This window comes from Brevundimonas sp., assembly GCF_031082345.1.
Taxonomy (GTDB): Bacteria; Pseudomonadota; Alphaproteobacteria; order Caulobacterales; family Caulobacteraceae; genus Brevundimonas.
In genome coordinates, this window is the sequence record NZ_JAVHLH010000268.1 from 1 (window position 1) to 3,765 (window position 3,765).

Genomic DNA, 3,765 nt, shown 5'->3' on the forward strand with positions numbered 1-3,765 from the left:
GTCCAGCCGTCCGGTCTCGCCGAGGGTCAGGGTCAGGGCGCCCGACAGATTGTGCCAGGCCCAGTAGAGGTCGACCTCGCGCGCCTCGGGCATGACCTGTTTGATCAGCTCGATCAGGCGGCGGATGGACGGGTCGAAATAGCGGGCCATGGTCTCGCCGCCGAAGGTCGGGTTGGCGTTGGTCTGGGCCACCAGGGCGGCGTAGTGTTTCCAGCCCGGGCCGCCTTTCAGCGACCACTGGAACGGCGGCCGCAGGAAGGCCTCGAACAGCCCCTCCAGGGTCATGCCGCCGGGTCCCGGATCACGGGCGTAGCGGTTGATGGCGTCGACGCGCTCGTTGTTCCAGACCTCGGCCCGGCGCAGGAAGACGGCGTCGAACAGGCCCCGTTTGGCGCCGAAATAATAGTGCACAAGGGCCGTATCGACGCCGGCCTCGCGCGCCACCTCGCGGATGGTGACGCCGTAGAAGCCATGTTTCGAGAACAGATCCTCGGCGGCGTCCAGGATCGACTCGCGCGTGTCGGCGGCGCCTTCGGCCCGGGCCTTCGACGGGCGGCCCCGCCGGGCGGGGGCGGGAGACTCGGGAGCGGGCGCGTCGAGCTTGGTCATCCGGCGAAGCTAGGCCGCGTCAGGCCGTCATGGCAACGGCGCCACAGGTCCGGCGCGGAGGGCGCCCGACAAGCGCCGCCGTTTGACAGGCGGGGGAAAACGGTTACGTTCCTAGAAAATCATTGAACGCTGAATAAAAGCGTCTCGGGCTGGAAATCACTGGAATGGGGCTTCACATGAACCGCTACATCAAGACCGCCTTGCTGGCGGGCGCCGCCTGGAGCGCGCTTTCGACCTACGCCGTCGCGCAGGACGTTCCGACGCAAACCGAAGAGGCCGCTGCCGTCGGGGACGTCATCGTCACCGCCCGCCGCCGCGACGAGGCGCTCAAGGACGTGCCGATCTCGGTCTCGGCCCTGGGCGAGGAACGGCTGGAGCAGACCGGCGCTTCCGACATCACCGCCCTGCAGCAGCAGACGCCGAATGCGACCGTTCAGGTGGCGCGCGGCTCCAACTCGACGCTGATCTCGTTCATCCGCGGCGTCGGCCAGCAGGATCCGCTGTGGGGCTTCGAGCCCGGCGTCGGCCTGTACGTCGACGACGTCTATGTCGCCCGTCCGCAGGGCGCCGTGCTGGACATCTACGACGTCCAGCGCATCGAGGTGCTGCGCGGGCCGCAGGGCTCGCTGTACGGCCGCAACACGGTCGGCGGCGCGGTCAAATACGTCACCAACCGTCTGTCGCAGGACGCCGAACTGACGCTGCGCGGCGCCTACGGCAGCTACAACCAGATCGATCTGATGGCCTCGGGCAGCGTGCCGCTGGCCGACAATTTCCGCATCGGCGGCGCTGTCGCCAGCTATATGCGCGACGGCTACGGCGAGAACATCAACACCGGCGCCGAACACTACAACAAGGAGGTGCTGGCCGGCCGTCTGAGCGCCGAGTGGGAGCCGCGCGAGGAGATGTCGATCCGCCTGTCCTATGACCGGGTGGAGGACGATTCCAATCCCCGTCACGGCAGCCGTCTGGTCGCCGGCGCCACCCCGGCCGGCGCCATCCTGTCCAGCGTTTACGACACCAACGCGGGAATCGGCGACGACAACTCGGTGATGACCCAGGGCGCCTCGGCGACCGTCCAGATCGACATGAACGAGCACTGGACCTTCAAGTCGATCACGGCCTGGCGTGAAGGTGAAACCGACACGGTCATCGACTTCGACAACACCCCGTCGCCGACGCTGGACATCCCCGGCTACTATGCCGACGACCAGCTGACGCAGGAGTTCCAGTTCCTGTTCGACTACGACCGGATCCAGGGCGTGGCTGGCTTCTTCTATCTGGACGGCCATGCAGAAGGCGCCTTCGACACCATCTTGGGCGCGCTCGGCATCGTCATCGGCACCAACGGCGAGGTGAACACCGAGAGCTGGGCCGGCTTCGCCGACATCAACTTCGACCTCACCGACCGCCTCCACCTGGGCATCGGCGCCCGCTATACGCTGGACAACAAGGAAGGGACGGTGTTCCGCGCCAACTATCTCGGCGCCACCCGCAGCCCGCTGCTCGGCGGCGCGGTCCGTCCGCCCCTGCTGGTGCGGACCGACTACACCAACGACAACGACTTCAGCCAGTTCACGCCGCGCATCGCCCTGTCGTTCGACCTGACGGAGGATATGACGACCTACGCCTCGTATTCGCAGGGCTTCAAGTCGGGCGGGTTCGACATGCGCGGCGACGCCATCCTGACGCCGGACACGGTCAACGGCTATGACCCGGAAACGGTCGACTCCTATGAGATCGGCCTGAAAGGCGCGCTCGACCGCCTGACGTTCGCCGCCTCGATCTTCTACAACGAGTATCAGGACCAGCAGGTCACCACCCAGGTTCCGGCCGTCGGCGGCATCGCCAGCTTCGTCGACAACGTCGGTTCCTCGACCTTCTACGGCGCCGAGTTCGAAGGCCAGCTGCGCATCCTCGACAACCTGTCGGCCAGCTTTGCGGTCGGCTATCTGCACTCCGACTTCGACGAGTTCCTGCGCTACAATCTGGGGCTCGGCGTCTATGAGGACATCTCCGATCTGGTGGTGCTGCAGAACGCCCCGGAATGGACCGGCTACCTCGGCTTCACCTGGATCGGCGACGTGGGCGGCGGCGAACTGGCGGTGACCCCGTCGGTCAGCTATCGCGGCGACTCCAGCATGTTCGAGTTCCCGAACCCGACCCTCGACCAGGAGGCCTACACCCTGGTCGACCTGTCGATCGTCTGGACCGATCCGAGCGACCGCTACACGGTCGGCCTGTACGGCAAGAACCTGACCGACGAGGAGTACCGCGTCGGCGGCTACAACTTCCCGGGCGCGCTCTTCGACAACTCGATCATCGGCTACTACGGCCCGCCGCAGACGGTGACCGCCGCGCTGAAGGTCAATTTCTGATCCAAGAGACTCCTGAAGCCTGATCGCATGTGATCACGGGCGGCGGTTCACCTGAGCCGTCGCCCTTTTTCTTTTACGGCGCGCCACGGCCCCGCTACCGTTCCGCCCAACCAGAAGACCAAGTCGAGGGAAACGCCATGACCGACACGGCCGCCGCCGCGCCCGTCCGCCCGGGCTACCGCTACTATGTGCTGGCGGTGCTGGTGCTGATCTATGCGCTGAACTTCCTCGACCGGCAGATCATCGGCATCCTGGCGGCGCCGCTGAAAGAGCATTTCGGGCTCACCGATTCCCAGTTCGGCCTGCTGGGCGGCATCGCCTTCGCCTCGGTCTATTCGACCCTGGCCATTCCGCTGGCGTGGCTGGCGGACCGCTTCAGCCGGGTGTGGATCATGACCGGGGCGCTGGCGGTGTGGAGCGGCTTCACCGCCCTGTGCGGCATGGCCGGATCCTATACCCAGCTGTTCCTGTTCCGCATGGGCGTGGGCGTCGGCGAGGCCGGCGGGGTGGCCCCGGCCTATTCGCTGATCTCCGACTATTTCCCTCCGTCGCAGCGGGCCCGGGCCCTGGCCGTCTTCGCCTTCGGCATCCCGATCGGGACCGCGGCGGGCACCCTGGTGGGCGGACTGCTGGCGGTCGCCTACGACTGGCGCGTCGCCTTCGTCGTGGTCGGCCTGCTGGGCCTGCTGCTGGCGCTGCAATTCCGCACCACGCAAAACATCGAGCCGACAGTACCCTACGACCGGGCGAGCGAGCTGACTGCGGAGCTGAGGGCCTT

3 protein-coding genes are annotated in these 3,765 nt (G+C 66.7%); 2 read left to right on the forward strand and 1 reads right to left on the reverse strand.

The genetic code is table 11. From position 1 onward, the window contains the following. A partial coding sequence (locus RDU12_RS13730; RefSeq protein WP_308685181.1) for a TetR/AcrR family transcriptional regulator occupies positions 1 to 609 on the reverse strand: 609 nt, incomplete at its 3' end. Positions 610 to 785: 176 nt separating this feature from the next. On the opposite strand from RDU12_RS13730, the gene RDU12_RS13735 reads away from it, so the two are divergent. Next, the gene (locus RDU12_RS13735; protein ID WP_300292167.1) at positions 786 to 2,987 is read left to right on the forward strand and encodes a TonB-dependent receptor; all 2,202 of its coding nucleotides are present in this window, start codon (positions 786 to 788) and stop codon (positions 2,985 to 2,987) included. Positions 2,988 to 3,124: 137 nt separating this feature from the next. Further along, a partial coding sequence (locus tag RDU12_RS13740; protein WP_308685183.1) for an MFS transporter occupies positions 3,125 to 3,765 on the forward strand: 641 nt, incomplete at its 3' end.

Bases quoted from the DNA above. Each gene is read 5' to 3' on its own strand.
- RDU12_RS13735 (WP_300292167.1), top strand. From the start codon at position 786: ATGAACCGCTACATCAAGACCGCCTTGCTGGCGGGCGCCGCCTGGAGC.